The sequence below is a fragment of the Ectobacillus sp. OTK genome (genome assembly GCF_059698935.1).
This window is the reverse complement of record NZ_AP048547.1, coordinates 2,617,873-2,643,669: the sequence shown is the minus strand read 5'-3', so window position 1 is coordinate 2,643,669 and position 25,797 is coordinate 2,617,873. Positions and strand designations below refer to the sequence as shown.

Sequence of the window (25,797 nt, the reverse complement as noted above, 5' to 3'; positions counted from 1 at the left end):
ATAGATGTGATCCTGCCGCGATATAGAAAGATTTTTCTGCGGGTAACCGTTGGAGCTCTAATACAGAAATAGGGATAGTGCACCTGCACCATCCCTATTTTTATCTAAATTCAAAAACATTAATATATCTATCTAGCTTCACCAGTACAATCACTGCACTTGTGAGTTAAATGACATAATCCACATAGAGCCTGCTACAATGGTGAAAACTATAACGGCGCCAAGAATTAAAGCCATCGCATGATAGCGGGGCTTTTCCCCATCCTTCACATGCATAAAGAAAAAGAGCTGCACACAAAGCTGAAGAACCGCCATCGCTAATATTGAAAAGATTAGAGCTCCTTTACTCAGTACATGATTTAATACAAGCAGTAAAGGAATAATTGTTAGTACGATGGAGATAATAAATCCAAGCACATATGTTTTTTCCGAGCCGTGATTGTTGTGCTGAGACATATTACATCACCCCCATTAAATATACGACAGTATAAAGAAAAATCCATACAGCATCAAGAAAGTGCCAATATAACCCTACAATAAACACTTTGTGTTTTGTAACAGCATTGATTCCATGCTTACAAATTTGGATCATAATCGCAATCATCCAGATGAGACCGAATGAAACGTGAAGACCGTGTGTGCCTACTAACGTAAAGAATGAGGAAAGGAAAGCATTTGTAGAAATGCTTGCCCCTTCCGAAACCATTTTGGCAAACTCATTGATTTCTAATCCAACAAAGGATAGACCAAGAAGCACTGTAATGAGCAGCCAACCCATTAACGGCTTCATTTTTCCTTTATTCATCGCCAATAATGCTAATCCACTTGTAAAGCTGCTCGTTAATAGAATAAATGTCTCTATTGTAAATCCAGACACTTCAAACAGCTCGCGTCCTGTTAAATGACCATCAGTATGAGTATACAGCACAGCATATGTTGCAAATAAAGTACCAAACAAAATACAGTCTGTTACGAGAAAAATCCAAAATCCTAATGTTGTCATCTCATGTTCATTATGACCATGATGTTCCGTATGAGAAACTGTATGTTCCATTACATTGCCCTCCCTAATGAGGCTTCAGTTCGTTTCACTTCATCAATTGGAATGTAGTAATCCTTGTCATATTGGAAAGAGCGAGCCAGTAAACAAATTCCAACACCTATTAATCCAGCTATCCCCATCCAAGACCAATTAAAGGTAAGCCCGAATCCAGCAACAAACCAGCATACTGCCATAATAAATGGAATACCGGAGTTTTTCGGCATATGAATCGGTTCTAAAGTACGAGATTCCTTTTTCGCCCCTGATTTTTTCATTTCTTCTTTCATCGCCCACCAAGCATCGTTCTCGCTTACATGTGGAATAACAGCAAAATTATACAGTGGAGCTGGAGATGGAATCGACCATTCCAATGTACGCGCATCCCACGGATCTCCTGTTACATCACGTTCTCCATGTTTGATACTGTAAATAATTTGCCATCCTTGGAAAATGAATCCAACCCCCATAAGGAAAGCACCGATTGTTGAAATAAGGTTAAGCGGCGCCCAGCCCATGTCCCATCCATATGTGTACACACGGCGAGTCATTCCCATGAATCCTAATGCGTATTGTGGCATGAAGCATACATAGAAACCAATATTCCATAGCCAGAAAGCCCATTTTCCTAATCGATCATTCAGCTTAAATCCAAACATTTTTGGCCACCAATAATATAATCCAGCTACATAGCCAAAGACAACACCGCCAATTAATACTTGATGGAAGTGAGCAATTAAGAAATAACTGTTATGATATTGATAGTCTGCTGGCGCGACTGCAAGCATAACGCCGGTTGCTCCGCCAACAAGGAAACACGGAACGAAGGCAAGCGTCCATAGCATAGGCTGCGTCATCCGAATACGTCCGCGGAACATTGTAAATAGCCAGTTGAATACTTTTACCCCTGTCGGAATCCCGATAGCCATTGTTGTAATTGCGAAGAATGCATTTACATCCGCGCCTGCACCCATCGTAAAGAAGTGATGCACCCATGTGAAGTAGGAAAAGACACTAATAATCATCATAGAAAATACCATGGATTTATAGCCGAAAATTTTCTTTTTCGAAAAAGTACTTACAATTTCAGAATAAATACCGAATGCTGGAAGTACTACGATATATACTTCTGGGTGTCCCCACATCCAAATCAAGTTGACATACATCATTGGATTTCCGCCGCCTGTAGCTGTGAAAAAGTGAGCACCAAAGAAACGGTCAACAAACAATAAAGCAAGAGAAACAGTTAACACTGGAAAAGCAAAAATGATTGTAATACAGCTTGAAAGCACAGACCATGTAAACAATGGCATTTTCATTAATTTCATACCTGGAGCGCGCATTTTTAAGATCGTTACGATAAAGTTAATTCCCGTTGCCAAACTTCCGATCCCGGAAATTTGAATACCCCAAATATAGAAGTTCTGTCCAGGCCCTGGACTGCCAGACAGTTCAGACAGCGGCGGATAACTAAGCCATCCCGCATCAGGAGATCCACCTATTACAAAGGATAAATTGAAAAGCATTGCTCCAAAGAAAAAGAGCCAAAAGCTGACAGCGTTTAAATATGGATACGCTACATCTCGCGCCCCAATTTGCAGCGGCACAACAATATTAAATAAACCAAACATAAATGGCATAGCCATAAATAAAATCATAATTGTTCCATGCGTTGTGAAAATCTCATTGTAATGTTGCGATTCTAAAAATTCAACATTCGGAAAAGCTAATTGCAGACGCATTAATAGAGCATCCACCCCTCCTCTAAAAAGCATAAGGAGCGATGATAATATATACATAATTCCAATTTTTTTATGGTCAACGGTTGTCAGCCATTCACGCCATAACCAGCCCCACTTTTTAAAATGCGTAAGAACAAATATAATGCTAAGAGTAACGAGAACAATAGCAACATCCGCTCCATAAATCATTGGATCTCCGGTTACAAAAAATTCGGAAGCAAAATCCTTCAATTTATCTAACATCTATTTTTCCTCCTTCCATTCGCTTTGTTTATTTAGCATGCATACTGTGCATATCAGTCATATCAGTTTGTTCCATATGTTGTTTCATATATTTCCCACCATTTCTATCGACCACTTCATTGAACAGATTTGCTGGATAAGATGAGAAGTCCATTTTATCAGCCAGTCCTTTTTCCGCTAGTTTGTTATAGCCGTCCTTTGTTAAGGCTGGTGCTGTTTGTTTAATCTTCTTCGCCCACGCGTCAAACTCTGCCTGCGATTTGGCAACTATTTGAAATTGCATATGTGCAAATCCTTCACCAGTAAAGTTAGCACCTGACCCAAAATATGTTCCCGGTTTGTCAGCTTGCAGCCATAGTTTCATAGCCATTCCCGGCATTGTGTATACCTGTCCAGCTAACTGCGGCACCCAAAATGAGTTCATAGGAGCATCAGCCGTTAATACGAACTGAACAGGTACTCCCGCAGGAATTTCGGCATAGTTAACAGTTGCAATATTCTGATCAGGATATTGGAACAGCCATTTCCAATCTAGGGAAGTAACTTGAATTGTAATTGGTTTAACATCACTTGCAGGCGGTTTTTGTAACGCATAGGTTGTCTTTGCTGTATAAAAACCAAGGACACCAATAATGATAATCGGAATACCCCACCACACGATTTCAAGTATTTTGCTGTCGTCCCAATTCGGTGTATAGGGAGCTTTGTTACCAGGCTTGTCTCTATACCGATACACGATATAAATAAAGACCGCTAAAACAGGTATAACGACTACAGCACAAAGAATGGCGGATAACACGATTAAGTCATATTCCTGTTGCGCAACCGGACCTTGCGGCTTGAGAACGATGTAGCGCTCGGCACATCCTGATAATAATACGGCGGATATTACCGCCAAAAGGGAAAGCCTAAAAAAATGAAACAGCTTTCGATTTTTCACTTAGTGCATCTCCTTTCAAAACTCAGTTGCCAATTTTGATTTTTTGTATTACCACTTTCAACAATGTAATCATAGTGTTTTAGCGTTTAATTCGTCTGTGACGTGCGTCACAATAAAGGGAGAATTCATAAACCCTCCATATTTTCGACATAAACTATACATTGTTTTTTCATACTTTTGCCCAATCATCCTATTGCCAAGCTTTTTATCAACCATTTCTCCATCTTAAGAGGATTTTGATATCTCCCCTTCCATAACGGCATAAAAAAAAGGACATATGCTTTGAGATTAAGCACATGTCCTTCTATCTCTAAAAACTATTCTCCTTATACATCATTCAGAAACAACTAACTATAACAATTTATCACCAAACATACATTGTTTCACTCAAGATTCGCAAAACGGTGTAAGTCTTTATTTTCTCCGATCATAACCAAAACGTCTCCTTTTTGAATCAACTCATCTGGAGAAGGAGAAATATTAACGTTCCCATTGTTATTAATAGCAATTACAGTTAAATTAAATTTTGCTCTAATATTTAATTCTTTGAGACTTTTCCCTGCCATATTGGAAGGCACCTTGATTTCTTCTATGCTATAATCTTTCGCAAGTTCAATGAAATTCAGAACATTCGGCAGCATAAGCTGGTGGGCCACACGCTCTCCCATATCCCACTCAGGAAATACAACCTGGTCAGCTCCCACTTTTTTTAATACTTCCCCATGGCGTTTATTCAAGGCCTTGGCTACAATCTTCTTAATTCCTAATTCTTTTAATAAAAGGACTGTTAAAATACTCGCTTGCATATCATTTCCAATCGCTACAATGACTGTGTCGAAATTCCGGATACCGATTGCTTTTAAAGCTACTTCATCCGTTGAATCTGCAATAACTGCATGTGTAGCAGAATCAATAAATTCATTTACACGCTCTTCATTAGCATCGATTGCCAACACTTCATTTCCTGCTTCTAACAAAGTACTCACAATCCCCGAACCAAATCTTCCCAGACCAATAACGGCGTATTGTTTGTTTATCTGTTTGTTCATCTTCACATCGCTCCTCTAAGGTTGTATGCAGGGGACATTATCCAATCATGATTTTTCCTTTTGGATACTTGAACGGATCTGACTGTCTTCGGAGTGTAACAGCAAAAGCAATGGTTAATGGGCCTACCCTTCCCGCAAACATTGTTAGTATAATCATTATTTTTCCAAACGGCGATAATTCAGGCGTTAGCCCCATAGAGAGCCCGACCGTTGCGAAAGCAGAAGTTGCTTCAAACAGAATCATCAAGAAATCTTTTCCTCGTTCTGTAATCGTTAATAGCATGGTAACCGTCATGACAAGGAGAAGACCGCTTAATGTAACAGTAAGCGCCTTATAAATCGTATCATATGGAATTCTTCTTTGGAAAAACACGACATCTTCTTTCCCTTTTATCTGTGACCATACTGCTCCTAATAAAGTGGCAAATGTAGTTGTTTTAATTCCCCCGCCTGTAGACCCAGAGGAGGCTCCAATAAACATCAGAATAATAATAAGGAACAGAGTCGGCTGTGTTAAATCAGGGATATTGAGTGTGTTGGACCCTGCTGTTCTCGGCGTAACAGCTTGGAACAAAGACCCTAGAATTTTACCAGACATGGATAACGGCTGTAATGTTTTGGGATTATTAAATTCCAGCAAGAAAATAATGACAGTCCCTAACACCACTAATAGAAAACTTGTAAAGAAAACAACTTTCGTATGTAAAGAAAAACGGCGAGTTTGCCTGTATTCGTACACTTCATTCATCACGATAAAGCCAATTCCCCCTAGTGTGATCAGTATACAAACCACTAATGTGACAAGGGGATCTTCTACATAACCGGTCAAGCTTCTAAATTCCCCCATTAAATCAAATCCTGCATTATTAAAATTTGAAATAGCATGGAATATTCCATAATAAATCGCTTGGGAAAGCGGCATATCAAACGCGAAGCGAATGGCTAATAAAATCCCGCCAATCAGCTCAATTACAAGTGTAAAAATGAGAATTCTTTTTACTAAGAGGACAATACCCGCAACAGATAAGTTATTTAAGGCTTCTTGTAATAACAACCGCTCCTTCAGAGAAATTCTCTTCCCCAAAAGAAACGCAAAAAAGGTCGCAAACGTCATAAATCCTAAACCGCCTACTTGAATCAGGGACAAAATAACCAATTGTCCAAACAACGTAAATGTCGTTCCGGTATCCACAACCACAAGTCCTGTTACGCATGTAGCAGATGTAGATGTAAATAATGCATCTAACCACGGAAGCCCTCCCCCATCCTTAGTAGCTATAGGAAGGGTGAGAAGAAACGCGCCCAATAAAATAATAAGAGCAAATCCTGCCACCAATACCTTAGGAGGATCCAAGGAATATATCGGTTTTTTTTTCATTACAACTTCTCCTTACTTAGATATTGAGATTCATTCGGAATCAAACAATGGTTTATTCCAATGATATCTTCACTTTACCAAAAGATTCAATAAATGGACAATCTACACTTTTTAAACATTCATTTCTGAGATAGTATTTTTCATTTCTTCCTGAATTAAACCGTGTTCTGTTTGTTAAACACGGCAATTTCTCCTAATTATTTTCACAGTAAATCCTCTTCCGTTAAATTGTAAATTTCTTACTTTTCATTCACCCCCTCCAACAAAAAGAAGTATTGCACAGGATGGATACCTTCCAAATCAAACAGCATTTCTTTTACGTACGATACTCATTATGAAGAAAGGATAGTGTATTTGCTACGGATCTATCATCTAAAAAAATAACTAATTAAGCTAGAAAGTTAAAAAAAAAAGAGGGAGCACCCTCTTTTCTGTATGTTGTTTAGACTTTAAACTGGAGAGCCATTTCTTGTAACGCTTCTGCCATCTTTCCGAGTTCGTGTGCAGAATTTGCAACTTCTCCTGTTGAAGACAACTGCTCTTGAAGCGAGCTGGCTACTTGCTGAACACTTTCTAGTACAGCTCTCATGCTATTTTCCATTTCTACAACTGATGTAGTGACCTGTCCGGAGCTGGCAGCCATTTCTTCAGATGAACGGGAAATCTTTTGAATTTCATGAACAACACTTTCAACACCTGATACAATGTTGTTAAATGCTACTCCCGCTTCTTGTACAATAGTGGTACCTTGTTCTACATCATGATTTCCCTTTTCCATTTTCTCTACAGCGAGTGCAGTTTCAGCTTGAATTTGGTGAATCATTGCTGTGATATTTTCTGTTGCCTGCTTAGATTGCTCGGCCAGCTTGCGCACTTCATCAGCTACAACGGAAAAACCACGGCCAGATTCGCCGGCACGAGCAGCTTCTATAGCCGCATTCAAAGCTAGCAGATTTGTTTGATCCGCAATGGAGGTGATCACATTTACAACCGTACCCACTTCTTTTGATGTTTCACCTAACTGTCTCATGATGGAGGCAGATTCGCCGACAGAAAATTGAATTTGCTGCATTTGGTTCACTGCTTTTTGCACAGTAGCATTTCCTTTCTCTGCTTCTGTTGCTACTGCACTAGATGTTTCTGATACAGAAGAAGCTGATTGAGCGATTTTTCCAATTCCAATACTTATATTTTCGACTGCATGTACGTTTTCTTTAATATCTGCCAATTGCTTGTCAGAATGGCTCGCGACCTCTTGCATAGCTAACGAGATGGTTTGGGAGGCTGCCTCAGTCTCTTCACTGGAAGCTGACAGTTCTTCAGCATTTGCAGCCAAATTGACAGAGCTTTCGCTTACCTGCTTTATAGCTCCTTGAAGCGCTGCCATCATGTTGTTGAAATCGGCTGTAAGCATTCCTATTTCATCCTGTGACTCGTATGTTCCACGAACAGTCAAGTCCCCATCTTTTGCTTCTCTCATTAACGTCTGTATCTTCTTTAACGGCTGTGTAATTGTACGTGTGACAGCAATAATGAGCGCAACGCAGAAGAGAAGAGCGATAATTGTAGTAATAATAAATGTTGTGATTGCATGTTTGCTTTGCTCTGCAGCATCTGTATATGATGTTTTTGCTTTTGCCTCATTGCTCTGCACCCAATCATTTAAAAGGCTATTTAATTGATCTGCTTTTTCCTTTTGAGACTCAACATATATTTTATAAGCTTCTTGGTTCTTATTTTGCATAGCAAGATCTAATACCTTTGTTCTTTCTGTTCTGTATTCTTGTAATAACTCCCTGTATGTCGCCAACCGCTCCTTTTCGTTTTCCGATAAATTACGTTTCTCTAGCTGTTGAAGTAAGTCAAGAACCTTCGTGCCTTTATCGTCAATACTATTTAGCAATTCTTTATTCATAGCCTCGTCTTGCGTTACCATCAATTCCATTAAAGATGCTTGATTTTCTTTTGTCATAACACGTATCTCATTTAAAAGATTGCTCAAAATCAAATCTCTTTCATAAATAAGCTGTGCCTGTTGCTTTGCTTGTTGCATGGATTTGAAGCTTTGATACCCTTCTATTCCGAGTATTAAGCAAACTGCAGCTAGCAGTAACAGCATTTTATTAAAAACTTTAAGATTGACAAAATACTTCATACTCTTTCCCCCGTTTTTTATTAAAAATCATTAAACTAGATATAATTATATACAGTTTAATAATTTTTAATAGTGAATTGAACAAAATATCTGACAAGTAAATCTTTCTAATTAATAATGATATCTTGAGTGGAATCTACTCCCCTCTATTAGCTTTTAAGGCGCTCGCATAAAATAATCCGCTTCGCTTGCAATATGGTCTACAAGTAACAGAAAAAGAAGCTAGTACAATGCCAGCTCAACATTGCTAAATCTTGTGCGTAATGCACTGCTATATAATAAAATAAGACCGCTCCAGGCGGAACGGTCTTAACTTACATTCAGTGTTCATAGTCCATTTCAGTTAAAGAGTCCATATGGCTTGCAATCATCGCAATAATCGTACTCGCTTCTTCTTTACTGAAAATAAAATTCGTTTCATCCTCAATCAAATCGCGGTCAGCTGTTATTAAACGGTTTACGCGGCGGAGCACTCCATCCCCTGTTTCTTCTACAATCCCAAATTGATACGTAATCTCCACATCATCCTCATGAGCATAAGCAGTTACCTCAGGGGTTGTCCACCTTACATCAATTTCCTCATACATCTCAGCATCTATTTCCTCATACATGTCCGTTTCATCTTCTATTCTGTCTTCATCATCGTCCATCTCATACTCTTCATCCATGTCATCATCTTCCATAACCATGTACTCATCTGTATCCATATCATTGTTTACGTACTGATGAAAACTTTCATGAACAGCATCGACAATGTCTTCTATATCCTGTAAAATCATTCTGGATGGCTGATCAAATTCCATATCCAGCGATTCTATATAAAATTCCTCGTTATATGGGTCGAAGAAAAGAGTGCAAAAATATTCTCGCTCGTTATCCTCCAGTTCAACGAAAAACTCAATTCTTGGGTGTTTCGCACCTCTGTCAATTGTCATATGACCAACTTGGTCGTACTTATCGCAAATGGACTCCAAATAATCCTGCAGTTCTCCGGTAACTCGGTCAAACCATTCTAATGACATATGGCATCCCTTCCTTTCGAGGTCATCGATTTTATTATTTCCTGCTCTCTGCTTCTCGGCGCTTCCAATTTAATCTATATATTCCCTATAAGCAAAATTGCTTCCAATAACAAGCACTTATGTTTTTTGGAAATAAACAAAAAATAACTTCGGTATCCACGCATACGTACCGTATATTCGTTGATTACGACGAGGAGGGAAATACCTTGAACATTCGAGAGGGTTTAATTCCAACTGTACTAGGTACAGCCGTTTCCGCTACCGGTTATGCATTCAAGCAAAATCGAAAGTAAGTTCTATGGTTGCAAACACTGTATTTGGATTTGGACTCGCTCACGTTGTACTAGGGGTTATTGACCTTGTAGAGCATCGTCGATAAATAAACAGAACGAGCGCTGCACATACGCTCGTCCTCCTTGGATTCCTTATATCATGAAAATTGCAGTATATTGGTTTCCTTTAAGAAGCACAGCTCCTGCTTAATTTCTAGAGAAACCGCTTGGATATCAGGCATCTGTGCGTTTAGCAAAATCCCGGCCACAGTCCCGCTGTGAGCGACCACTACACCTCCGTTATATAGTTTAGCGAGCTTCTCTAGTTCATCAAAGTGCGGCTTTGCTAATATGCACTGATTAATGCGGGCGCTTATTGTTGCAGCTTCACAAAGATAAGAAAAGTTTTGGTCTTTTATTCCTTCTTTTACAAGCTCATATGCTTGCTGGAATTTTTCCTTATGCTTTTTGCTATATCCCTTCGTTTTTTGATTAAATTCCACTGTATCAACACTTCCTCCTACATCGAAACCAATCAGAGTAAAAGGAGGGAACGAATCAAATGCTTCAATTAACTGCCCATTTAGATAATCATAAGCAACTACTCCTTCATACATTATGCCATCCGTAGGCTCAATTTCCACAGCTATGCTCGAAATAAGTTCTTCTGTTACGGGAAGGGAACAGCTGTCAGACACCGCTCGTATCGCTGCTATAATATCAGCAGAACTGCTGGCCATTCCTTTTCCGGTTGGAATATTCGATTGAATATACAAATAACCTCCTATCTTGATACCGAAGTACCTCAAAAGCTTTTTGCACGCAATCCTAGCCTTTTGTCTTGCTGGTGCGCTCACAATATCAGCGGCATTTGGGTCGGGCACAAACAAAGCATTGCTTTTTAAAGCCCCAACAGGCAGCGTAATTAAAAAAGGCCGTTCGTTTATAACACCTTGTACAAGTTCACCAAACGTACCACTGCAACTCCCACTCCCTACCTTCATATAGCTAAACTCCTGCTCCTTCTTTTTCATTTATAATACAAGTAACACTCCAATGATACATAAAGCAGCTACAAATATCGTTGCCGTCCTATTCATAATCTGAATGGCGAGAATAATATCATGTTTTTGTATCCGTCTAAGCGGCTCCCCCATTTTAGCCCGATTGGAGGGGATTCCTTGGTAAAAGTTTGTGCCTCCAAGCTGAATGCCTAGTGCTCCAGCAACGGCTGCCTCTGGAATCCCGCTATTTGGACTTGGATGAAGCTTCGCATCCCGACGAATTGCTGTCCATGCGCGCTGCGTGTCTAACCTCATTAGGAAACAGACTATCATAATAAATAAACCTGTCAAACGAGCAGGTATATAATTCAACACATCGTCCATTCTCGCTGAAGCCCAGCCAAGGTTTCGATATGCTTCATTTTTATATCCCACCATGGAATCAAGCGTATTGACAGCTCTGTATGCCATAGCAAGCGGTGCTCCGCCAATAAACGCGAAAAATAAAGGGGAAATAATGGCATCTACAATATTTTCGGCTACAGTTTCTACGGCACCGCGTGAAATTTCACTTTCATCCAATTCGGCAGTATCTCGTCCTACAATCATTCCTAGGCTGCGCCGAGCTTTTTGAAAATCACTATTTTGCAAGTGACGATAGACTTCCATTGCCGCATCTCCCAGACCTTTCACAGCGATCGTCGTAGACACAATCCAAACCTCTGCCGCAAACGCAAGCCAATCGTTCCATAAACGAAGAACATCGAGCAGTAATGTAACAACGAAAAAGGATCCTCCCGCAATAAGAAGGGGGAACAAAAGCCCAGCTAGCTTGAGCATTCGCTCCTGCATAACCATCCTCCTTATAATCCTTTCTAATAAGGCTATACACTTCCCAATCAAAACAACTGGATGAGGAAATGTACGTGGATCTCCAACGAGACGATCCACAATATAAGCGAGCCCAATATATATACAACTTGCAAACATTTTCTATCTCCCTCCTAAATTATGAACCGTCTCGTATAATCCATTATATACAAGACGACCGATTGCATTTCCGATTGTAGTAGCCACACCGGCAAATTGATGAACAGGATACTCCTGCCTGTTTTGACTGACAGCTATCACAATCGCATCGGTTGTCGTACCAGTTGCAAACTCTCCTGATTCGTCCATAACATGTAAATCCTGCAACGCAGCAGCCTTTGCTTCCGTCGCTGTAATGATCGCATTTACCATCGCAGACGGAGTTAAGCAGCTGTCAATAAATAAAAATGTATTAATCGTCCCGCATTGGTACGCTGGAAACGTTCGCCTCCTTTTCCCCGCTCTAGCACGGTTTCCAATCCCTGCTGTTACGCAGCAAACAATCCGAAATCCGTCTCCGCTCTCCTCCTGCACGGAGGCAAGATGAATTCTCGCTGCTGTTTGCAAGGCTACTACTGCTTCTGGATCGTATCCCCATTCTTCTACCTGCTGCTTCATATGCCCAGTCGGATCCACTGCGCTGTAGTTAAGCGGAACCTGCCAATTCACAAAATGGCTTGCTTTCCCGAAACCTCCTCTATGTACTGCACTACTAATTGTTTCTAATAAAAACGGAAAAGGAATCAACAAATGATCCCCTTTTTTGTATATATATAATTCTGGCCACACACTTGAAGCATAGTAATCATTATGTTGAAATGGCTGCACCTGCTATCCTCCATCATTTATTCCATGTGATTCTATCTAGTATTTTATGAAAGTTGCTATCATGTTCAAGCTCTAGCACAATACCGCCGCCATGATTGACACCTTCCGTATTCCAAAACTCTTGTATATCTTTCATAATCCACTTCGCCAAAACCCAGCGGATCGGCCCCCCGTGGCTCATAATGAGAAGCGTCTCATCTTCCTTCCCATGAAGTAATACAGAAGATAGCCAAGCATCTACCCGATTTCCAAGCTGCTGCAGCGTCTCACCGTTTGGAGGAGCAATATGAAAGGGATTTTGTATCCATTTTTCCAACAGTACTCGTTCGTGAATGCTGCCGTATGTTTCACATTCCCAATCTCCAAAGTGCAGTTCTCGCAACGCAATTACAGAAACAGGCTGCATCTGCAAGTAGCTTCCGATAATTTCCGCACTTTCTCTCGTCCTAGACAGGTCACTGCAGTATATACGGGTGATTTCCTGGCCGTATGCCCGTTTAATATGCGCTGCCAAACGGTGAATTTGCTGACGGCCATTTTCATTTAATTGTGCATCAAAGTGACCGAGGTAACGGCGAGCGATATTTTCATCTGTTTCCCCATGTCTCGCAAATATGATTTTCATGGAAACAACCTCCATATGGCAATAGCGAGAAAAAGCGATACAGCTTCACACCACTCGACAATGGCCCCGTAGCAATCTCCCGTAAGCATCTGTAATTTCCGATAAATGTTTGCGATAAATCCAGCACAAAGTATGATTGTACATAGAAATACAAAAATCCCTTTTACACCTAACGTTACATAGGTAAGACTAACAATCCATACAAAATGAAACAAAAGAACAGGAAGTGTAATAGCTTCCCGCAATCCCGCTCCTAAACCGCCTTCCTTTCGATATGGCCAAAGCTTAATCGCACCAATCAGGATCAATCGCGCATACAACGGAGAAGCAATCAAAACAAAAAAAAGACCTTCCTGAAAAAGCTCGTGTGCAGCTATGAATTTTCCGCCAATCAAACAAATGGCCGCAATAACCCCCATTGCACCAACGCGGCTATCCTTCATAATTTCAAGCATCTGCTCTTTGCTTCGATTGCTGCCAAGTCCGTCAGCTAAATCCATCCATCCGTCTATATGCAGTCCTCCAGTAATCCAAATCCATATAAGTACGATAAAAAAGACCGAAACAGAAGAAGGGAACACTTGCTTAAGTCCAATTGCCGTAACATATAACAGTCCTCCGATAATAAGACCGATGAACGGAAAATGGATAGAGCTCTTCTGCCAGTCCCGCTCCGTAACATGTACGGCAGGAACAGGGATTCTTGTTAAAAACATAAGTGCGCTTAAAAATGCCCTCATCCTTTTAACCTCAACGGAATGCCTGATAATACAGCATACACCTCATCTGCCTGCTGCGCTGCCAGCTGATTGACTTCCCCGAGCATATCTTGAAACAAACGGCCTAGCGGCGACATTGCAACTCCGCCAAGTCCGACTTCACTCGATACTGCAATGACATGCTGCTTTGACTGCTTTATACGTTTCAGCCATTCCCCAGCTTCCTCTCGTATACGTTCCTTATGGAATGGCTGCTTATATTCATTTTCCGGGATTTGCATGCATCGATTAGCAAGCCAAGTTGCTAGGCAGTCTACTAAAACTACCTGATATTCACAAAGGACTTTGGCCGGAATAATCAGATTGTCAGAGTCTTCCCATACTCCCCAATGCTTAGGGCGCCGCTCTTTATGCGCATCGATACGAATCTTCATTTCTTCGTCCGTTACCACTCCAAATGCCGCATAGAGAACAGAATCTGATTCCATAGCAGCAAGCCGCTCGGCAAATGCACTTTTCCCGCAGCGCACGCCCCCTGTAATAAAGACGAAACCCATACACCGTTCCTCCTACAAAATTTCTTTCAAGACACGCAAAAGCTGATCATTTTCTTCCTTCATACGAACAGCAATTCGAAAGTCATGTTCTGTTAAGCCGGGATACATCGCGCAAGATCGAATTAAAATCCCTCTTCTCCCCATATCCCATTGCACATCAGCGGCAGTTTTTCCGTTTTGAAGACGCACTAGTAAAAAATTTGCTTGCCCTGGAAATACAAATAACCCCAGTTCCTCAAGCTGATGCTTCAAATACTCCCTTTGCTTGCGTACAAGCTGAATCGTCATCTCTTCATATATATGTTCTTCCAAGCAAGCTTCGCCAGCAATGAGAGCTAACTGATTCACGCTCCACGTCACTTGCTTGCCCTTCATCTGCTTGATTAGCTCCGGCTGCGCGATTGCATAGCCGAGTCTGAGTCCAGGAATAGCATAAAACTTTGTCATAGAGCGAATAAGAATCACATGCTTGTATTCACCTAAATTCGGCAGCAATGTTACTTGTTCGCTATGGGGGAGAAAGTCAAGAAATGCCTCATCCACAACAAGGTATGTATTTGTCTTCGCTGCCTGCTCAGCAATTTGAACTAGCTCTTCCCTTGTGTACACAACACCAGTCGGATTGTTCGGGTGACCGATAAATACAATGTCAGCCTCACTAAGCAATTGGAATAAATCAGGGAAATGAGGCTTATAATCATGTTCCCATCTCCCCTCGCACGAAATAACTTGTGCACCAAATGCTGCTGCTAGCTGAGCGTATTCAGAAAAACACGGGTTCACAACCCCAACTGTTTTAGGCTGCAGGGCAAGAAGAACAAGAGCCATACATTCTGCAGCACCATTTCCAATTACAAGATGTCCAGATGGAATATGCAGCTTCTTAGCAAGCTTTTCTTTCAGAAGTCTTTGAGATGGATCTGGATAATGAACGATTGTAGAGAGCTGATTGTGCAGCAACTCCTTTACACGCAATGGCGGTCCAAGCGGGTTAATATTGGCACTAAAATCAAGAAACGAACCATCGTCCATCCCGAATATACTCGCTGCCGTAAGCATATCTCCGCCATGTCCATGAGCTTCAATCCATGCCATTACCATTCAATCCCTTTCACAGCCGGAACACCATCATCGTAGTAGTGCTTAATAGGTTTCATTTCTGTTACCAGATCGGCAAGCTCCTTAATTTCATCCTTGGCAGAACGTCCCGTAATCACAAGATGCATAGAAACTGGACGATTTTTGATAAGATGCTCCACCTCTGCCAGCGGGAGCACGTCTTCAACTGGAAATCCAGTAATCGCAAGGGCGTTGTTTAATTCATCTAAAATCACCACATCATATCCACCTGAGAAAACCTTTTCCTTCGTAAATTCCCATGCTTGCCGCAATGCTTCCCGGTGCTCCTCTGGTGTTTTCGTCCAAGTAAAACCAATCCCTGTTTGATGCATTTCAATGCCAATTTGCTGAAACATCTTTTTTTCACCAGACATCCTATCAGGAGATTTAATAAACTGGATCATTAGCACGCGCTTTCCCTGCCCAGTTGCACGAATGGCAAGACCGAGAGCTGCAGTTGTTTTTCCTTTTCCATCACCTGTGTATACGAGCGTCAGCCCACGCTGCTTTTGAGAACTCATTTTTCCTCCCCCTTACATACTCGCTGTTTTTTCCTCAAAGGAGGTTCGTGCAGATGATTTCCCAACTTTTAATGCTTCTTCCGCTAAACCACCCATAAACAAATCACCGTTATTTGCACTGCTTTCTTCGAACCATTTTAATCTGCTTCTTAACTGCACAACATTTCCTACAAGAACAATAGCAGGATGCGTAATCTGAGCTGCTTCCGCCTTATCCTCAATTGTCTCCAACGTCCCTGTTACAGTCCTTTGTTTTTCCGTTGTTCCCCACTCAATGAGCGCAGCTGCCGTATCCGGGTGTTTACCATGCTCGATTAACTTTCGGCAAATATATCTTAAATTACCTACCCCCATATAAAAGGCAATGGTATCGATCCCTTGTGCAAGGGCTGCCCAATTGAGATGGTCTTCTCCTTTTTCAGATCGGCCATGTCCCGTTACAATCGCGAAGGAGGAAGCATAATCCCGATGAGTAACAGGAATACCGGCATACGCAGGTGCCGCGATTCCTGATGTAATACCAGGTACAATTTCATATGGAATTCCTGCCTGCACCAACACCTCGGCCTCCTCACCAACACGCCCGAACACACATGGATCTCCGCCCTTTAAACGTGTTACAGTCTTTCCTTGCAATGCCTTTTCAACAAGTAATTCATTGATTTTCTCCTGCACTATCTCATGCTTTCCTGGCATCTTACCGCAAAAAATCAGCTCTGCCTCTTTCTTTGCATATTGTAGAAGCTGTTCGTTGCTTAATCTATCGTATAAGATTACATCTGCCTTTTGAATGCATTCCATCCCATACACTGTAATGAGCTTAGGGTCACCAGGCCCTGCTCCGACAAGATATACCGTCCCTTTTTCCATTATGTATCAACCCCCTTTGTATTTATTTTCGATTGGACACACCTGCCGAATCGAACGTTGCCATTTCTTTAAGCATAAGAGATGCCGATTGTAAAATAGGGAACGCAACAGCCGCACCACTGGCTTCTCCTAAACGAAGCCCTAAATCTAGAATCGGTGTTTTTCCTAGCAACTGCACCGCTGTTTCATGCCCAATTTCAGCAGAACGATGTCCAATTAACATATAATCCGCTGCATCCTGACACATTTCCTGCGCCAATAAAGCAGCTGTCGTGCAAATAAAACCGTCAATCAGAATAGGAATACGATGCGCAGCGGCAGCAAGTATCGCACCCGTTATAGCGGCAATTTCCAATCCTCCAATCTTCGCAAGTATATCGATTGGGTCATTTCGGTTTGGCTTTCGTGCTTCGATTGCTCGTTCAATGACCCTCTGCTTATGAAGAATCATCTCCTGTCCAATTCCTGTTCCGCGGCCAACTAGATCGGCAACAACCTTTCCGCTTAATACAGCCACAATTGCGCTGCTTGCTGTCGTATTGCCGATCCCCATTTCTCCTAGAATGAGACATTTAGCGCCGCGGCCAATCATCGCTTCCCCTCGCTCATATCCAATCGCCAGCGTCTGTTCTACTTCTTCTCGGCTCATTGCATCTAGCTCGCAAAAGTTTGCGGTACCATATCGGACCTTTTTATGAATAACACCATCAGCAGATATATCTGCAGCAACTCCAACATCTACAACCTCAAGCATCGCGCCTATTTGTCTACTGAACACATTAATAGCCGCACCGCCGTTCAAAAAATTCATTACCATCTGCGCAGTTACCTCTTGCGGAAAAGCAGAAACACCTTCTTTTACAATACCGTGATCTGCAGCAAATATAATGACTCCCGGAGGCGTAACAAGAGGAAAATCCTCCCCTGTTATTTCCGCGAGCTGCATCGCTATTTCTTCTAATCTTCCAAGGCTTCCTTGCGGCTTTGTTAACGTATCAATATAAGCTTGCACACGGCGGCCTTTTTCTTTGTCTACAGGCTGAATGCGAGTTGTAACATTCATCGCACCTTGATCCCCTTTCGTTGGAACTCCTCCATTTTCTGTTCAATCACATCGATTTGGACATGCTTTCTAACATGTTCAGCCAATCGATCAAAAGCTTCTTCACGGATCCTATTAAAAGAAACACGCTCATATATTGGCGATAGCCCTTTCCTCCCACGAATATGATTTAAAAGCAGCTCCCGAAACGCATCGTTATGAAATATACCGTGAAAGTATGTGCCCATCACTTGCTCATCTGAACTCTTGCAGCCTTCCTGCCCGTTTGCTTTTTGAATGAGCGGTTCAACGATACCATGTATTCGTGACTCACCCATATGAATCTCGTAGCCTGTTACACTCATTTCTTCATTATAAAGCTTCAAAATACCCTGTGACAGTATCGTTGTTTTTTCCTTTGTAATAGTTGTAGAAAGAGGCAGCAGGCCAAGGCCTTCTGTATAGAGCTCTGGTGACTCTACAGCAAACGGATCATGAATATGCTGCCCAAGCATTTGATACCCGCCGCAAATACCGAAAATCATGGATTGCTTTCTTTTATATAAAGCCTTTATTTTATCCGCAATACCGTTGTCTTGCATAAACAAAAAATCTTCAATTGTATTTTTGCTGCCCGGCAAAATGATAAGGTCAGGCTCTCCTAGCTGATCTGCTCTTGTTACAAAACGAACATCACAATCGGGCTCTATAAAAAACGGATCGATATCCGTAAAATTTGATATTTTCGGATATTGAATAACAGCAATATCCAGTTCCTTGTCGGTATTACGCATCGCTGTATACTGATGTAAAATGACAGAGTCCTCTGCATCTATATTTAAATGATGCAAATACGGAACAACACCAAGTACGGGCTTTCCTGTATACTCTTCGAACCACTTAAGCCCGGGCTCTAAAAGACTGATATCCCCCCGAAACTTATTGATAATTACACCGATTACACGGTCGCGGTCCTGCGGCTCAAGAAGCTGAAGCGTGCCTACTAAGCTTGCAAAGACCCCTCCCTTTTCAATATCTCCAATCAACACAACAGGAGCATTCGCCATGCGGGCAATACGCATATTCACCATTTCTCTATCATTTAAATTGACTTCTGCAGGACTGCCTGCACCTTCGATGACAATTCGCTCATAAGAATTAGAAAGAACAGACAGGGATTCTTGAATGAGCTGTAATCCAGTTTCAAAAAATTCCGATCTATAATTGGCGGCTTTCATATTTTTATAAGGCTTTCCATGTACAACAATCTGCGATTCATTATCACGGGTCGGCTTAATTAAAATTGGGTTCATATGTGTTGTTGCCATAATTCTAGCTGCCTCAGCCTGTACTCCCTGCGCTCTCCCAATTTCCTTTCCGTCCACCGTAATATAAGAATTCAAGGCCATATTTTGTGATTTAAATGGAACTGTTTTAAAACCGTCCTGGTAAAAAATACGACAAAATGCTGTTACAATCGCACTTTTCCCCGCATCCGAATGCGTGCCTTGAAACATAATCGGAAGAGCTTTATTCATATTGCATCTCCTTGCATTGCCGAATCCAATTTTCAACCATTTGCGGGCAAGATCCGAAATGAAAATGCGTGTATCCGGCAATTAAATTCCCTTTCATATACCCTTCCATTTTCTTGCCGCGCATACCTGTTGTTTCATATGCATGCGGAATATCTCCTTTTGGATGAAATACAGAGTAGTGAAACTCATGCCCTTTTGCCTGTACGCCGCCATCAAGCAAAAAGTTCCCTTCTGCTCCCGCAATTGTACGATATCCAAGGGCTGCTAATTTATTTTGCATTTTCACACTTCCGGGAATGATACCAATCATTTCATGTCTTTTCCCATTTGTTTCCTCGATTGCTTCTGTTAGAAACATAAAACCGCCGCACTCCGCTAAAGTAGGAAGACCATTTTCAATAGCTGTCCGTATCGACTGCTTTACTGCCGCTTGTTCTGCAAGTTCCTCCGCGAATTCCTCTGGAAATCCTCCTCCAATATATAAGCCATGTACAGCAGCAGGAAGAACCTCCCCCTTAAGCGGTGAAAATTCCACCAACTCTGCTCCATATGCTTGCAGGAGCTCAAGGTTTTCTTTATAGTAAAAATTAAAAGCTGCATCCTTTGCAATTGCAATGCGTACACTTTGCGGTGCTTTCCTTTGGAACTGCATTTCCTGAATGTGCAACCGGGGTGCTTTTGCCAGCTCATATAGCTTTTCTATATCAATAGTCTCTGATACAAGGTCCCCTAATCTATGAAAAAACGAATCCAGTTCTCCGCGCTCTACGGACGGAACAAGTCCGAGATGACGCTCTGGAATGGTCAGCTCTTCATCCCTTTTTAAATAACCGACAACCGGGATGCCGCACTCCTGCTCAATTGCTGCTTGTACCAATCGAAAATGCCCTTCGCTGCCAACACGGTTTGCGATGACACCCACAATATTTGGTCCTTCCGCAAAGCATTGAAATCCCTTCACGATTGCGGCTGCACTGCGCGCCATACTGGCACAATTTACAATAAGAATGACTGGGCTTTTCGTAATCATACTAATTTCCGCTGTTGTCCCAGCATTACTCGTTGGACTTTTCCCATCAAAAAAGCCCATTACTCCTTCAATAATAGAAATATCTGCTCCTTCACTGCCTCTTTGTACAATTTCTTGTACCATTTCATGAGAAAGCATCCAACTATCCACATTACGAGACGGTCTTCCTGTTACAGCAGTATGATAGGTAGGATCAATATAGTCTGGTCCGCATTTAAACCCTTGTACTGCGAAACCCTTTTTTTGAAATGCTGCCATAAGCCCAATCGTAAGCGTTGTTTTTCCGACGCCGCTTCCCGTTCCCGCAATGACGAGCCTGCGATTTTCCATACTCTTTCCTCCCCCGGCTTAATGCGGCACTACCGCAACAGAAATCGTAACATTTCCTGACTTCTTCTTTACGAGCTCAAGCTTTTCCGCGCCACTGTATAAAAGAGCAGCCGGTTCACTGACTCCGTAAGCTCCCGTATATTGAAATACCGTATGTGAGGGCTGTTGCATAGGAACGGCATTTAATTGTTCAGGAGAGTAATAGATAAACTCCCAATCATATTTCTTTATAACATCTAGCAGCCCCTGCTCATCCTTCTTTAAATCAATTGTACAAACAGCCTTTACACTTTTCATGGAAAAATTCAGTTCATGCAGCGTCGCATGAATAACTTCCTCAATCTCCGCGGCTGATGTACCGCGATTACATCCTATTCCAAGTACAATGACCTTTGGGCGATATAGTACGCCATTATGTAAAATTCTAGATTCTTCTTTTGATAGATTTCGATGTGTAACAACAAGTGCAGCAGCCGGGTCTTGTGCAAGCGCCTCATTAATTGAGGAATACACACGGATATGCGGCGGCAATGGTCTATCATACTGCCACCATGTCTTCTCACCTGATTCCTGCACAACGGCAACCGGCTCTTCATTGACAACCGCAGCGCTAACGGGAGTCAGCTTTTCAGCAGATTCCCAAACCCAGCCAAACCGTTTACCGAATAAGTCAACAGCAATTGTTTGCTGTACGTCAGAAGCTGTCGTCACGACAGGGCGTGCCCCTAATATAGCCGCGACTTCTTTTGTTAGTTCGTTTGCCCCACCTATATGCCCGGACAATACACTAATTACATGCTCGGCTTTATCATCAATCACAACGACAGCAGGATCTGTCTTTTTATCCCGCAGGAGAGGAGCGATCATCCGAACAACTGCCCCAAGAGAAATAATAATAATAAGCCCTTTGTAAGATTGAAATAAAGACGGCAGCAACAAACGAACGCTTCCCGTAAACAGCTGAATTCCCTTCTCCTGTTCATCTCCCTGCTCAAACTTGCTCATATAATATAAATCCGCATTTTGGAAAGAACGCTCGAGTTCTCTTGCAACTTGTACTCCATGCTTTGTAATAGCGACTATCGCATAATCACCGCGTTGTTGAATTTCAGGCATTTGTTCCTCTTGCAAAGTGAGAATCATGCCTCCACCCCCCGGCGAAATCCGTGCGTAAATGTTTGGTCATAGAGCTTCGAGCGGTAATTTTTATCATGAATATTCTCATCAAGCGCCCAGCCTGCTAAAATCATCGCTTGCTTACGAATGCCGTTTTGGCGCATTGCTTCGTCTAAATTTTCAATTGTCGTACGAACAATTTTTTGATCAGGCCATGTCGCCTTATACACAACCGCAACAGGCGTATCTGGGGCCCATCCCGCCTCTATTAGCTCTTTTACAACTTTTTTTGTTAATGTGGCACTTAAGAAAAGAGCAATTGTACAGTGATGCTTTGCCAAATCCTTTAGCTTCTCAAATTCAGGAACCGGCGTACGTCCCTCAGCTCTTGTTAAAATAACGGTTTGTGTTAAATCAGGAATCGTCAATTCTGCTTGCGCTGCAGCAGCTGCTGCAAATACGGAACTTACACCCGGTACAATTTCGACATCAATGCCCTGCTGTTTTAACAAAACCATTTGCTCCATAATGGCCCCATACACAGCGGGATCTCCTGTATGGACACGTACAACCTTTTTACCTTGGCGAATTCGGTCGACCATAATGTCTACCATTTCTTCTAAATGCATTCCGGCTGTTTTGAGTATCTCTGCGCCCTGCTTTGATTTCTGAATTAATGCTTCATTCACAAGAGAGTCTGCATATAAGACAACATCCGCTTCTTCTAGGAGCTTTAATCCTTTTACTGTAATTAAATCCGGGTCTCCGGGACCAGCACCAATAATATAAAGCTTCATTTTCTCACCACCATTAATGTTAAATATTCCAACTCTGCACCTTGCAATTCATCTGCTTTCCAAATAATTTCTTCATCTGACGTAACCTTTGTTACAACAGATGCTTTTGACAGTAAGTTTAGCTCCTTGAGTACAGCAATCATTAAGTCGATTACCTTCGCAACCTTAATAAAAATAACACAATCATGCTCCTGAATTGCTCTCTTCATCGCCTCGTAGTCATCACGCGCTGGAATAATAGCAACATGCTCATCACCATCCGCGAGTGGAATCCCAAGCCTCGAAGCCGCCCCGTTCATGGATGAAATACCAGGCACAACCTCAATCGCTGCCTCGGGATAGCGCTCCTGCATGAGACGCATCATATGTATGAATGTACTATATAAAAGAGGATCTCCTTCTGTCACAAACGCAACGTCCTTCCCCTCTTGCAGCTTCTCCCAAACACTCTCAACCGTTTCGCTCCATTTGCTTTCCAAGATAGCAGGATCCTTCGTCATCGGAAACACAAGCCCGAGCATTTCTTTCTCTCCTGGCTGTACATACACATCAATAATTTTTTGAGCATAGCTTTTGCTTCCTTTTTGTTTTTTCGGGTATGCAATGACGTGGGACTCCTTCAGTTTCCGGAACGCCTTCACCGTCAGTAATTCTGGATCTCCAGGACCGACGCCGAGACCATATAATGTACCGATCATATTTATTCCCCTTCCTTACGCTTTGCAGCAATGATGTAAATTGGATTGAGCGCATCAAAGCGTGTTAAGTTTAAAATTGGCTTGCTTCTTGAGACTTGTGCGAGTGTAATGTCGACCTGAAAACCGAGCCTCTTAAAAATGGTTGTTGCTTCCGCTAAATTTTCAATTGTTACTGCATTTAAAACAATGGTTCCATTCGCTTTTAGGCGACTGCAGCAAATAGAAAGAATGTCCTCCATTCCTCCTGCCGTACCACCGATGAAAACCGCATCAGGATCCGGAAACTCCTCGAGCCGCTCTGGAGCTTTACCATGAACGGCTGTAAAATCAGTGCGAAATTTCTTCATATTTTCTAAGCAATTTTCTAAATCCGCTTCATTTTTTTCAATGGCAAATACCTGACCTTCACGGGCAATTTTTGCAGCTTCAATCGCCATAGAGCCGGTACATGTACCGATATCCCAAACGGTGCTGCTTTCCTTTAACCGCATCGCGCTCAAGCTCAGGGTTCGAATTTCTTTTTTTGTAATTAAACCCTTGTCCGGCTTCCGCTGAAAAAATTCTTCATCCTCAATGCCGATCGACCATGATGGGCTCTCCGCTATTTTTTTCAATATCACAACATTCAGAGGCGAGAATTCTGCCTTCTCCATTTCCTCAAGAGAAAACCAACGGCACCGCTCCTGCTCCCCGCCAAGATTCTCTCCAACAAATGCCTTATATTCTGTTATCCCAAATGATAACAAATACGATGCAATCCGATTTGGAGAATGTTCCGCATCAGTTAAAAGCACGATTTTCTCCTTGCCATCAATTTTTTGTGCCAATCCTTTCATGCTTCTTCCATGCACGCTCGTTACATATGCATCGTGCCACCGCTCACCTATTTTAGCAAACGCAAATTGAATCGAACTTACATACGGATATACCTCAATATCTAGCTTACTTGCCAAATAACTACCGATACCGTAAAACAATGGGTCTCCCGACGCTAACACGACAGCGCTTCTCTCCTCCCCCTTTAAACGCTCAACTAAATAGGAAAGCTTGCCGTCAATCACAATTTTTTCTCCTGCGTAATCTGGAAAAAATGAAAGCTGACGTTTCCCTCCTATTAGCACTTCACTCTCTCTAATCCATGTTTCATATATGGGGAGTAAGCTTTGCTTTCCATCATCACCGATTCCAATCAATTTCAATCCCATCTGTTCCGCACCGCCATTCCTAAAAATTCCCCTTTCATCGTATACAAAGATGTGTCTACTTCTGCTCCTCCGTCTATCTCCTTTAAAGCTGCATGACAGCAGTACATACAAAGCGTTTCAAAAAACTTCAGATTTCCTTGCGCTTGCATCATCTCTCCCACCTGTGAAGCAGTGTTCGCTTGTCGAACGTTCTCTACTAATTCTTCAGAAGCTCCTGATTCTTCAGCCATATGGGCTAAAAAAGCAAAATCAACAGGAGCACTTTTGGAATGCACCATCATAATGCCTTGTGCAACCTTTGAGAACTTCCCCATCATTCCGACCATAGAAATCTTCTTCACGCCCTGTTTTTTACATTGCTTTAACGTAAATCCTACGAAATCTCCCATCTCAATAAACGCTTCCTCTGGTAAGAAAGGAAATTGCTGCATTGCACACTTTTCACTTCTTCCCCCGGTTGTGATTACAATGTGCTCGCAGCCGCTTGCCCGTGCTACGCGAATGGCCTGCACAATGCTCGCCTTATAAGCAGCACTAGAGAAAGGAACAACAATGCCGCGCGTTCCTAAAATAGAAATTCCGCCAATTATTCCAAGGCGTCCATTTAATGTCTTTTTTGCGATTTCTTCTCCGTCTGGCACAGAAATGATAATTCGTATTCCCTTATCCACATGATGATTCCGTAACACTTCTTCTGCTGTTTCATGTATCATTTTACGCGGTACAGGATTGATTGCTGCTTCCCCAACAGCAACAGGAAGCCCTTCCTTCGTAACACGCCCAACACCAATTCCACCATCTAACACAATGCCGCTTTGCTCTCGCCATGTAACAGTTGCCAGGATAGCAGCTCCATGCGTAGCATCCGGGTCGTCGCCGCCGTCCTTTATCACCTTTGCCGTTACAGAGCCATCAATCATGTCACAGCTTTCAATTGAAAAGGTAGCAAACCTTCCAACAGGTAAGTAAATAGTAGACTCTGATTGCACTTCTCCAGTAATAAGTGCAATCAGAGCAGCCTTCGTCGCAGCAGTAGCACACGCACCTGTCGTATACCCTTCCCTCAGCTTGGTTTCCTTTTCCATGTG

The 25,797-nt window shown here is 42.1% G+C and carries 25 protein-coding genes and 1 pseudogene; 1 reads left to right on the top strand and 25 read right to left on the bottom strand.

Annotated features, from left to right (window positions below):
- Positions 1 to 150: 150 nt before the first annotated feature.
- From cyoD to AC6HZ4_RS13035, 8 genes are all read right to left on the bottom strand, one after another.
- On the bottom strand, positions 151 to 456 hold the full coding sequence (gene cyoD / locus AC6HZ4_RS13070) for a cytochrome o ubiquinol oxidase subunit IV (protein ID WP_497495455.1): 306 nt from the start codon (positions 454 to 456) through the stop codon (positions 151 to 153).
- A gap of 1 nt (position 457) precedes the next feature.
- A complete protein-coding gene (cyoC, locus tag AC6HZ4_RS13065; protein ID WP_497495454.1) occupies positions 458 to 1,054 on the bottom strand; it encodes a cytochrome o ubiquinol oxidase subunit III in 597 nt (198 codons plus the stop codon).
- Positions 1,054 to 3,024, bottom strand: coding sequence for a cytochrome aa3 quinol oxidase subunit I (gene qoxB / locus AC6HZ4_RS13060; protein ID WP_497495453.1), 1,971 nt, complete (start codon positions 3,022 to 3,024; stop codon positions 1,054 to 1,056). Before qoxB ends, cyoC begins: the two co-directional genes overlap by 1 nt.
- A gap of 28 nt (positions 3,025 to 3,052) precedes the next feature.
- Positions 3,053 to 3,964 (bottom strand): ubiquinol oxidase subunit II, encoded by a 912-nt coding sequence (locus AC6HZ4_RS13055; RefSeq protein ID WP_497495452.1) that lies wholly within the window; start codon positions 3,962 to 3,964, stop codon positions 3,053 to 3,055.
- Between the two features lie 383 nt (positions 3,965 to 4,347).
- The gene (locus AC6HZ4_RS13050; protein ID WP_497495705.1) at positions 4,348 to 5,001 is read right to left on the bottom strand and encodes a potassium channel family protein; all 654 of its coding nucleotides are present in this window, start codon (positions 4,999 to 5,001) and stop codon (positions 4,348 to 4,350) included.
- 49 nt (positions 5,002 to 5,050) lie between these two features.
- On the bottom strand, positions 5,051 to 6,391 hold the full coding sequence (locus tag AC6HZ4_RS13045; protein ID WP_497495451.1) for a TrkH family potassium uptake protein: 1,341 nt from the start codon (positions 6,389 to 6,391) through the stop codon (positions 5,051 to 5,053).
- 442 nt (positions 6,392 to 6,833) lie between these two features.
- Positions 6,834 to 8,546 carry a methyl-accepting chemotaxis protein gene (locus AC6HZ4_RS13040; RefSeq protein ID WP_497495450.1) on the bottom strand — a complete coding sequence of 571 codons (1,713 nt, stop codon included), beginning with the start codon at positions 8,544 to 8,546 and terminating at the stop codon, positions 6,834 to 6,836.
- A gap of 320 nt (positions 8,547 to 8,866) precedes the next feature.
- Positions 8,867 to 9,568: a hypothetical protein gene (locus AC6HZ4_RS13035; protein ID WP_497495449.1), complete on the bottom strand. Its 702-nt coding sequence runs from the start codon at positions 9,566 to 9,568 to the stop codon at positions 8,867 to 8,869.
- A 206-nt stretch (positions 9,569 to 9,774) separates the two neighbouring features.
- Here AC6HZ4_RS13035 and AC6HZ4_RS13030 point away from each other — a divergent pair.
- Positions 9,775 to 9,947, top strand: a pseudogene (locus tag AC6HZ4_RS13030) (asparagine synthase).
- Between the two features lie 51 nt (positions 9,948 to 9,998).
- Here the strand turns inward: AC6HZ4_RS13030 and AC6HZ4_RS13025 are convergent.
- From AC6HZ4_RS13025 to AC6HZ4_RS12945, 17 genes are read right to left on the bottom strand one after another with little or no spacing between them, the layout of a single operon-like run.
- A complete protein-coding gene (locus tag AC6HZ4_RS13025) occupies positions 9,999 to 10,844 on the bottom strand; it encodes a GHMP family kinase ATP-binding protein (protein WP_497495448.1) in 846 nt (281 codons plus the stop codon).
- A gap of 30 nt (positions 10,845 to 10,874) precedes the next feature.
- Positions 10,875 to 11,834 (bottom strand): adenosylcobinamide-phosphate synthase CbiB, encoded by a 960-nt coding sequence (gene cbiB / locus AC6HZ4_RS13020; protein ID WP_497495447.1) that lies wholly within the window; start codon positions 11,832 to 11,834, stop codon positions 10,875 to 10,877.
- A 3-nt stretch (positions 11,835 to 11,837) separates the two neighbouring features.
- A complete protein-coding gene (locus AC6HZ4_RS13015; RefSeq protein WP_497495446.1) occupies positions 11,838 to 12,542 on the bottom strand; it encodes an adenosylcobinamide amidohydrolase in 705 nt (234 codons plus the stop codon).
- A gap of 13 nt (positions 12,543 to 12,555) precedes the next feature.
- Complete coding sequence (locus AC6HZ4_RS13010) at positions 12,556 to 13,167, bottom strand: histidine phosphatase family protein (RefSeq protein ID WP_497495445.1); 612 nt, start codon at positions 13,165 to 13,167, stop codon at positions 12,556 to 12,558.
- Positions 13,164 to 13,907: an adenosylcobinamide-GDP ribazoletransferase gene (gene cobS / locus AC6HZ4_RS13005; RefSeq protein WP_497495444.1), complete on the bottom strand. Its 744-nt coding sequence runs from the start codon at positions 13,905 to 13,907 to the stop codon at positions 13,164 to 13,166. The genes AC6HZ4_RS13010 and cobS overlap by 4 nt, the downstream gene beginning before the upstream one ends.
- The gene (cobU, locus tag AC6HZ4_RS13000; protein WP_497495443.1) at positions 13,904 to 14,443 is read right to left on the bottom strand and encodes a bifunctional adenosylcobinamide kinase/adenosylcobinamide-phosphate guanylyltransferase; all 540 of its coding nucleotides are present in this window, start codon (positions 14,441 to 14,443) and stop codon (positions 13,904 to 13,906) included. The genes cobS and cobU overlap by 4 nt, the downstream gene beginning before the upstream one ends.
- 12 nt (positions 14,444 to 14,455) lie before the next feature.
- Complete coding sequence (gene cobD, locus AC6HZ4_RS12995) at positions 14,456 to 15,538, bottom strand: threonine-phosphate decarboxylase CobD (protein WP_497495442.1); 1,083 nt, start codon at positions 15,536 to 15,538, stop codon at positions 14,456 to 14,458.
- A complete protein-coding gene (gene cobO / locus AC6HZ4_RS12990; RefSeq protein ID WP_497495441.1) occupies positions 15,538 to 16,083 on the bottom strand; it encodes a cob(I)yrinic acid a,c-diamide adenosyltransferase in 546 nt (181 codons plus the stop codon). The genes cobD and cobO overlap by 1 nt, the downstream gene beginning before the upstream one ends.
- A 12-nt stretch (positions 16,084 to 16,095) precedes the next feature.
- Complete coding sequence (gene cobA / locus AC6HZ4_RS12985) at positions 16,096 to 16,953, bottom strand: uroporphyrinogen-III C-methyltransferase (RefSeq protein ID WP_497495440.1); 858 nt, start codon at positions 16,951 to 16,953, stop codon at positions 16,096 to 16,098.
- 22 nt (positions 16,954 to 16,975) lie between these two features.
- Complete coding sequence (gene cobT / locus AC6HZ4_RS12980) at positions 16,976 to 18,016, bottom strand: nicotinate-nucleotide--dimethylbenzimidazole phosphoribosyltransferase (RefSeq protein ID WP_497495439.1); 1,041 nt, start codon at positions 18,014 to 18,016, stop codon at positions 16,976 to 16,978.
- On the bottom strand, positions 18,013 to 19,533 hold the full coding sequence (locus AC6HZ4_RS12975) for a cobyric acid synthase (RefSeq protein WP_497495438.1): 1,521 nt from the start codon (positions 19,531 to 19,533) through the stop codon (positions 18,013 to 18,015). Before AC6HZ4_RS12975 ends, cobT begins: the two co-directional genes overlap by 4 nt.
- Positions 19,526 to 20,893 (bottom strand): cobyrinic acid a,c-diamide synthase CobB, encoded by a 1,368-nt coding sequence (locus AC6HZ4_RS12970; protein ID WP_497495437.1) that lies wholly within the window; start codon positions 20,891 to 20,893, stop codon positions 19,526 to 19,528. The genes AC6HZ4_RS12975 and AC6HZ4_RS12970 overlap by 8 nt, the downstream gene beginning before the upstream one ends.
- Before the next feature lie 18 nt (positions 20,894 to 20,911).
- Positions 20,912 to 22,036 carry a cobalt-precorrin 5A hydrolase gene (locus AC6HZ4_RS12965; RefSeq protein WP_497495436.1) on the bottom strand — a complete coding sequence of 375 codons (1,125 nt, stop codon included), beginning with the start codon at positions 22,034 to 22,036 and terminating at the stop codon, positions 20,912 to 20,914.
- Complete coding sequence (cobM, locus tag AC6HZ4_RS12960; RefSeq protein ID WP_497495435.1) at positions 22,033 to 22,806, bottom strand: precorrin-4 C(11)-methyltransferase; 774 nt, start codon at positions 22,804 to 22,806, stop codon at positions 22,033 to 22,035. The genes AC6HZ4_RS12965 and cobM overlap by 4 nt, the downstream gene beginning before the upstream one ends.
- A complete protein-coding gene (cobI, locus tag AC6HZ4_RS12955; RefSeq protein ID WP_497495434.1) occupies positions 22,803 to 23,504 on the bottom strand; it encodes a precorrin-2 C(20)-methyltransferase in 702 nt (233 codons plus the stop codon). The genes cobM and cobI overlap by 4 nt, the downstream gene beginning before the upstream one ends.
- A 2-nt stretch (positions 23,505 to 23,506) precedes the next feature.
- Positions 23,507 to 24,709 (bottom strand): precorrin-6y C5,15-methyltransferase (decarboxylating) subunit CbiE, encoded by a 1,203-nt coding sequence (gene cbiE, locus AC6HZ4_RS12950; protein WP_497495433.1) that lies wholly within the window; start codon positions 24,707 to 24,709, stop codon positions 23,507 to 23,509.
- On the bottom strand, positions 24,700 to 25,794 hold the full coding sequence (locus AC6HZ4_RS12945) for a cobalt-precorrin-5B (C(1))-methyltransferase (RefSeq protein WP_497495432.1): 1,095 nt from the start codon (positions 25,792 to 25,794) through the stop codon (positions 24,700 to 24,702). Before AC6HZ4_RS12945 ends, cbiE begins: the two co-directional genes overlap by 10 nt.
- Between the last annotated feature and the right edge of the window lie 3 nt (positions 25,795 to 25,797).

Bases quoted from the DNA above. Each gene is read 5' to 3' on its own strand.
- cobM (WP_497495435.1), bottom strand. From the start codon at position 22,806: ATGAAGCTTTATATTATTGGTGCTGGTCCCGGAGACCCGGATTTAATT.
- AC6HZ4_RS13010 (WP_497495445.1), bottom strand. From the start codon at position 13,167: ATGAAAATCATATTTGCGAGACATGGGGAAACAGATGAAAATATCGCT.
- cbiE (WP_497495433.1), bottom strand. From the start codon at position 24,709: ATGGGATTGAAATTGATTGGAATCGGTGATGATGGAAAGCAAAGCTTA.
- AC6HZ4_RS13025 (WP_497495448.1), bottom strand. From the start codon at position 10,844: ATGAAGGTAGGGAGTGGGAGTTGCAGTGGTACGTTTGGTGAACTTGTA.
- cbiB (WP_497495447.1), bottom strand. From the start codon at position 11,834: ATGTTTGCAAGTTGTATATATATTGGGCTCGCTTATATTGTGGATCGT.
- cobO (WP_497495441.1), bottom strand. From the start codon at position 16,083: ATGAGTTCTCAAAAGCAGCGTGGGCTGACGCTCGTATACACAGGTGAT.
- AC6HZ4_RS13035 (WP_497495449.1), bottom strand. From the start codon at position 9,568: ATGTCATTAGAATGGTTTGACCGAGTTACCGGAGAACTGCAGGATTAT.
- AC6HZ4_RS12970 (WP_497495437.1), bottom strand. From the start codon at position 20,893: ATGGAAAATCGCAGGCTCGTCATTGCGGGAACGGGAAGCGGCGTCGGA.
- cobS (WP_497495444.1), bottom strand. From the start codon at position 13,907: ATGAGGGCATTTTTAAGCGCACTTATGTTTTTAACAAGAATCCCTGTT.
- AC6HZ4_RS12945 (WP_497495432.1), bottom strand. From the start codon at position 25,794: ATGGAAAAGGAAACCAAGCTGAGGGAAGGGTATACGACAGGTGCGTGT.
- cyoD (WP_497495455.1), bottom strand. From the start codon at position 456: ATGTCTCAGCACAACAATCACGGCTCGGAAAAAACATATGTGCTTGGA.
- cobT (WP_497495439.1), bottom strand. From the start codon at position 18,016: ATGAATGTTACAACTCGCATTCAGCCTGTAGACAAAGAAAAAGGCCGC.
- AC6HZ4_RS13045 (WP_497495451.1), bottom strand. From the start codon at position 6,391: ATGAAAAAAAAACCGATATATTCCTTGGATCCTCCTAAGGTATTGGTG.
- cyoC (WP_497495454.1), bottom strand. From the start codon at position 1,054: ATGGAACATACAGTTTCTCATACGGAACATCATGGTCATAATGAACAT.
- cobU (WP_497495443.1), bottom strand. From the start codon at position 14,443: ATGGGTTTCGTCTTTATTACAGGGGGCGTGCGCTGCGGGAAAAGTGCA.
- cobI (WP_497495434.1), bottom strand. From the start codon at position 23,504: ATGATCGGTACATTATATGGTCTCGGCGTCGGTCCTGGAGATCCAGAA.
- cobA (WP_497495440.1), bottom strand. From the start codon at position 16,953: ATGGAAAAAGGGACGGTATATCTTGTCGGAGCAGGGCCTGGTGACCCT.
- qoxB (WP_497495453.1), bottom strand. From the start codon at position 3,024: ATGTTAGATAAATTGAAGGATTTTGCTTCCGAATTTTTTGTAACCGGA.
- cobD (WP_497495442.1), bottom strand. From the start codon at position 15,538: ATGGCATGGATTGAAGCTCATGGACATGGCGGAGATATGCTTACGGCA.
- AC6HZ4_RS13040 (WP_497495450.1), bottom strand. From the start codon at position 8,546: ATGAAGTATTTTGTCAATCTTAAAGTTTTTAATAAAATGCTGTTACTG.
- AC6HZ4_RS12965 (WP_497495436.1), bottom strand. From the start codon at position 22,036: ATGATTCTCACTTTGCAAGAGGAACAAATGCCTGAAATTCAACAACGC.
- AC6HZ4_RS12975 (WP_497495438.1), bottom strand. From the start codon at position 19,533: ATGAATAAAGCTCTTCCGATTATGTTTCAAGGCACGCATTCGGATGCG.